This window comes from Pseudarthrobacter cellobiosi (genome assembly GCF_023913755.1).
GTDB lineage: Bacteria > Actinomycetota > Actinomycetes > Actinomycetales > Micrococcaceae > Arthrobacter > Arthrobacter cellobiosi.
Genome location: NZ_JAMXBJ010000007.1, coordinates 1 through 5,316, shown reverse-complemented (window position 1 = coordinate 5,316; position 5,316 = coordinate 1). Strand labels below are relative to the sequence as shown.

At 63.4% G+C, this 5,316-nt stretch carries 4 protein-coding genes; all 4 read right to left on the bottom strand.

From position 1 onward, the window contains the following. Positions 1-7 precede the first annotated feature (7 nt). Entirely contained in the window at positions 8-1,894 is a 1,887-nt protein-coding gene (locus tag NG696_RS00070; RefSeq protein ID WP_252573458.1) for an ABC transporter ATP-binding protein, read from the bottom strand. Beyond that, on the bottom strand, positions 1,894-2,784 hold the full coding sequence (locus tag NG696_RS00065; protein ID WP_252573457.1) for an ABC transporter permease: 891 nt from the start codon (positions 2,782-2,784) through the stop codon (positions 1,894-1,896). The genes NG696_RS00070 and NG696_RS00065 overlap by 1 nt, the downstream gene beginning before the upstream one ends. After that, the gene (locus NG696_RS00060; RefSeq protein WP_252573455.1) at positions 2,781-3,737 is read right to left on the bottom strand and encodes an ABC transporter permease; all 957 of its coding nucleotides are present in this window, start codon (positions 3,735-3,737) and stop codon (positions 2,781-2,783) included. The genes NG696_RS00065 and NG696_RS00060 overlap by 4 nt, the downstream gene beginning before the upstream one ends. Next, the coding region (locus NG696_RS00055) for an ABC transporter substrate-binding protein (RefSeq protein WP_252573453.1) at positions 3,737-5,316 on the bottom strand (1,580 nt) is incomplete at its 5' end. The genes NG696_RS00055 and NG696_RS00060, both read right to left, overlap by 1 nt.

The following is a 5,316-nucleotide window of genomic DNA, read 5'->3' as shown; positions in this document are numbered from 1 at the left end:
TTCCTTCCTAGACTGCTGCTGGGGCTAGGCGGCTGACCAGCTCGGAGATGGGTGCGTGGCACTTGATGGTGTGGGTGGCGGAGGCCTGGATGGTGGGTGGTTCAAGGGTGTGGCAGATGTCGCGGACGATCGGGCAGCGGCTGGCGAACGGGCAGCCCGTCTCCGGCGGAGCGGCGGGGATTTCATCCTTGCCTGCCGGGACCTTGGCCGCGTGGTCGTCTCCGAGCTCGATCACGGCGTCCAGGAGCAGCCGCGTGTAGGGGTGGGAGGTGCTGGAGAAGATCTGTTCCACGGAGCCCTCCTCCACGACCCGGCCCAGATACAGGACCACCACGCGGTCCGCCACGGCGCGGACCACGGCAAGGTCATGGGTGATGAAGAGGAATCCGATCTCCTTATCCTTGGCCAGCTGATCCATCAGACGCAGGATCGAGGACTGCACGGACACATCCAAGGCCGAGACGACTTCGTCGGCCAGAACCAGCGACGGCGAGGCCGCGATGGCCCGGGCGATGCCGACGCGCTGGCGTTGGCCGCCGGAGAGCTGGCCGGGCAGACGCTGTGCGAAGCTGGCGGGCAGATCAACGTCGGAGAGCGCTGCCTCGACGCTGGTGTCCTTGAGGCCGAAGAGCCGGATGGGGCGCTGGATGGCTGCCTGGACTGTTTTGCGGGGGTTCAGTGAGGTATCGGCATTTTGGAAGATTAGCTGGATCGCCTGGCGCAGCCGCTTGGGCCGGCTCGCCACTGTTTTCGCCAACTCCCCGCCGTCAGCCAGGCTGATGGTTCCGGCGTCCGTCCTCTGCAGGCCGGCGATGGCGTTGGCGATAGTTGACTTTCCGGATCCGGACTCACCGACCAAGGCAACGATTTCCCCGGCACGGACGTCGAAGTTGACCCGTTCAACGGTGGGGCCGGTGCCAGGGACAGGTTTGCGCCGGTAGTCGATGGTCAGGTCACGCACGGCGAGCACACTCCGTGGGTTTGACGGCGGCGTGCGGCGGTAGATCCCCCCACCGTCCTGTGGACCGCCGGCCGCGTCAGCGGCTTGACGGTCCAGGCTTGGCGGTATGCCCGGGGTGTCGATCCGGGGAACGCTGACGATCAGGCCCCGCGTGTAGGGGTGCTGAGGATTCGTCAGCACTTCGCGAGTGGATCCGGATTCGACGACTTCGCCCAACCGGAGCACGGCAATGTCGGTGCACATTTTATCGATGACACCGAGGTCGTGGCTGACGATGACCATGGACATTCCCAGCCTGGACTGCAGGTCGGAGAGCAGATCAAGGATCGCGGCCTGCGTGACCACGTCCAGGCCCGTGGTGGGCTCATCAAGGACAAGCACGCTGGGGTTCGAGGCGATGGCCATGGCAATGCCGATGCGCTGCTGCTGGCCGCCGGAGAACTGGTGCGGGTACCTGTCCAGGGCCTGTCCAGGGTTGGGCAGCCGGACCAGGCCGAGCAGCTCCTCGGCCCGGCGCCGCTGCCTTGTCTTGTCGCCCTTGGCATCGTGCAGGACTTCGGCCAGTTGTTCCCGGATCGTCATGGTGGGAGTCAGTGCAATGCCCGCGTTCTGTGGAACCATTGCCACTTCGGTGATCCTCAGGCTGCGCAGTTCCTTGGCCGTGCACGCGAAAACATCCCTGCCTGCTATACGGACGGATCCGGAGGAAATGAAGGAGGTGGTGCGCAGGGACCCGAGCAGGGCGCCGGCAAGCGTGGACTTGCCCGAGCCGGACTCGCCCACCAGTCCCAGGATCCGCCCGCGTCTAAGTTCTAGAGTGATGTCTTTGAGGACGTCGACCTGGCGCGTGCCGGTGAGGTAGGACACGCTCAAGTCACTGATCTCTACGACATTGTCCGTGGCGGCATTGCCGTTGTAGTTGGTGGTGTTCATTAGCCGAGCACTTCCTTCATGCGGTCGACGCCCAGGCTCTTGGCCAGGCCGTCGGCTGCCAGGTTCAATCCGACAATCAGGGTGGCCAGTGCGATGATGGGTGCGAGCGTTGCCCAAGGGAAGACAGCCATCAGGTTCCGGTTTTCTGCGACCATGAGGCCCCAGTCCGGTGTGGGCGGGTTCGCGCCGAAGCCGAGGAAAGACAGTGAACTGATCAGCAGGACCACCCACGAGGCGCGCATAGCGAATTCCACCAGGATAATGTCGAGGACATTGGGGAAGACCTCGCGGAAGAGGATGGAGAACATTCCTTCGCCGCGGGCCTTGGCGGCCGTCACGTAGTCCTTGGGCAGGACGTCCATCACCGCCGCACGGACGATACGGGTGACCCCTCCGGTGTAGACGACTACGACGGCCAGGATGATGACCCATGGTCCGGTGCCGAAGACAGTGACCACCACGAGCATGGATAGCAATGCAGGGACGGCCAGGACCGAATCCAGCACCCGGGTGATGAGGTCATCGACCAGACCGCCGCGGTATGCCGCCACGCCTGCGATAAGCGAACCGAGCACAACGGCCAGCACCGTGGAGGAGAAGCTGATGGCCAGGGCGTACTGGCCCCCGAAGAGCGTGCGCGTGAGCAGGTCACGGCCGAGCGTGTCGGTGCCCAGCAGATGCGCTTCGTTCGGGTTCTGAAGGGCGGCCAGCGCATCGTTGGCCGTGGGCTCGTAAGGCGTCAGGGCCGGAGCCAGGAATGCCAGCAGCAGATGCACAGTAACGAGGGCGAAACCCAGGCTTGCCATCCTGGACTTGCGGATGGAGCGGGCAATCCGGCCGAGGCTTCCAGGTGCCTTTGGAATCGCCGCTATGGCAGCAGTTGGCGTCATTTGGCGTTCCTCGGATAGCGGAGACGGGGATTGAGCAGATGGCCGGCGGCGTCGGCCAACAGGTTACAAATAACGTAGGTCAGCGCGCTGAAGACGGCGATCAGCAGGATGGTGGGCAGGTCACGGGACTGGACCGAGCGGATCATCAGGGTGCCCACACCGGGGTAGTTGAAAATACTTTCAATCACCACTACCCCGCCGATCAGCCAGGCAATGTTGATCGCGATGACGTTGAGCGTCGGCAGCATGGCACTGGGCAGGACGTGTTTGAACACGACCCGAGGCATGGAATTGCCCTTCAGGATGGCAGTGTGGACGAATTCGCTCTCCATCACGTCGATGACGGAGGTGCGCATCATCCGCACGATGTAGGCGCTGAGCACGCACACCAGTGCCGCGGCTGGCAGCCATACGGACGGAAGGATTTCGGCCAGGCTGGCGTTCTGGCCGGCGATGACCACCGCGGGGAACAGTGGGATGTAAATCGAGAACAGCAGTACCAGGACGGTGGCGATCACGAATTCCGGCACGCTCATGCCGATCAGCGCGAGCGTGGAGATGGTTGCATCGGGCCACCGATCCCGGAAGAGGCCGGCCGTGAGGCCCAGCGCGACCGAGAGCGTGATGCCGACGATAACGGTGATCCCAGCCAGGACCGAGGTATTCACGAGTGCACGGCCCACGTCGGCTCCGACGGCGTTACCGGTGACCAGCGAGGTGCCGAAATCACCCTGCAGGGCCCGGCCCAGCCATCCGAGGAATCTGGACAGCGGCGGCTCATCCAGCCCCAGTTGCCGGCGGAGGGTGGCGATGGCTTCGGGAGTGGCGTTCTGACCGAGGATTTGGCTCGCCGCGTCACCGGGCAGGGACTGTATCGCGGTGAAGACCAGTACCGTCGAGAGCAGGACAGTGACGACAGACCACCCCACGCGCTTGGCGAAGAGGGTGATCATCAGGCTCCCTGAAGTCCGATGTTGATGTAGTCGAACTCGAACCCATGTTCCTGGTAGCCGGCCACCTTCTTGCTCATTCCCACCAGCCGGTCGGCGAAGAACGGGGTGAGGGAGCCTCCGCCATCGATCAGGATCTTCTGGGCATCCTGGTAAAGCGTCTTACGCTTGGGCGTATCCACCGTGGCACGTGCGGCGTCCAGCGTCTGGTCGAACTGCGGGTTGGCGTACGCGGTCTCGTTGTAGGAGGAACCACTGCGGAAGATCTGATTAAGCAGCTGGTCAATCGGCCGGCCCGTGTACCAGTAGGTGGTCATTAGCGGCTTTTTCATCCAGACCTCGGAATAGTAGGAATCCGCTGCGGAGTTGACGACTTCCAGGTTGATATTGGCCGTCTTCATGCTGCCCTGGAGGGCAAGGGCCAGTGGTGTCAGTACCGGGTCATAGGTCGAGGTGTAGATCGGGACATCGAAGGCGTCGTGGCCAGCGGACTTGAGGAGGGACTTGGCCTTCTCCGGGTCGTATTCCAGACCGTAGTCCAGGTAGTAGGCATCGCTCGGCGGAACAGGGTTATTGTGCGCGATAGTGCCATTGTTCTGGACCGCCAACTGGAGCACCTGCTGGGGATCGTAGGCATGAGCAAACGCCTTACGCACGGCCGGATCCTTGAACTGGCTGCTCGTATTGAGCATCGGGACCGGGTACCACTGCGCGTTCTTCACGGTGGCGATGGTCGTGTTCTGGGAGGCGGTGACCATCTTGGCAGTCGCGAAGTCCAGGTTGGTCTGTGCAACCAAATCTACCTGCCCGGCCAACAGCGCGTTAACCCTCGCCTGCGTGTCAGCGATGGACGAAAACTCAATGGTGTCCAGCTTGGCCGCCTGGCCGAAGTAGTTCTCATTGCGCACCACCGAGCCCGGGCCCGCGGCCGTGAAGCTCCTGAGTTTGAACGGCCCGGTACCGATGCCCAACATTCCAATGGTCGCCGCAGACCCGGCCGGGATGATGTAGCAGTTATACCCGGTGAGCAGGCTGGCAAATTCCGCATTCGGCGTCTTGAGCTTGAACACCACCGTGGTGGCGTCCGGTGCCGTAATCCCGTTGCCGTCCACGAAGGGTGCCAGCACACCGGCCTGCGGTGACTTGGTGGCCTCATCCAGGATGTGCTGGACGGTGTAGATGACATCCTCGGCAGTGAAAGCCTTGCCGTCATGCCAGACGACGCCCTTGTGCAGGTTAAAGGTCCAGGTCTTTGCGTCCCCGGATACTTCCCATGAATCGGCCAGGTCCGGCAGGACCTCGCCCGAGGGGGACAGCTTCACCAACCGGCTGTACAGGGCGCCCAGGTATTCATAGGCCGACAGTGAGCTGGCCGGGTCGAGGGTTTCAGCCTTCGACGCGGGGGGCCGGGCGATGCGCAGGGTGCCGCCGGACGCCGCGATAGCTCCCGAAGGACCGGGAGATGGCTGGGCGCCGCAGGCGCCCAGGACCACCGGTGTCAGCAACGCGAAGGCCGAACCAACGAGCATGCTTCGGCGGGAAAAGTGGCGGGACTGAGAGGGATCGATCAAGCTACCCATCA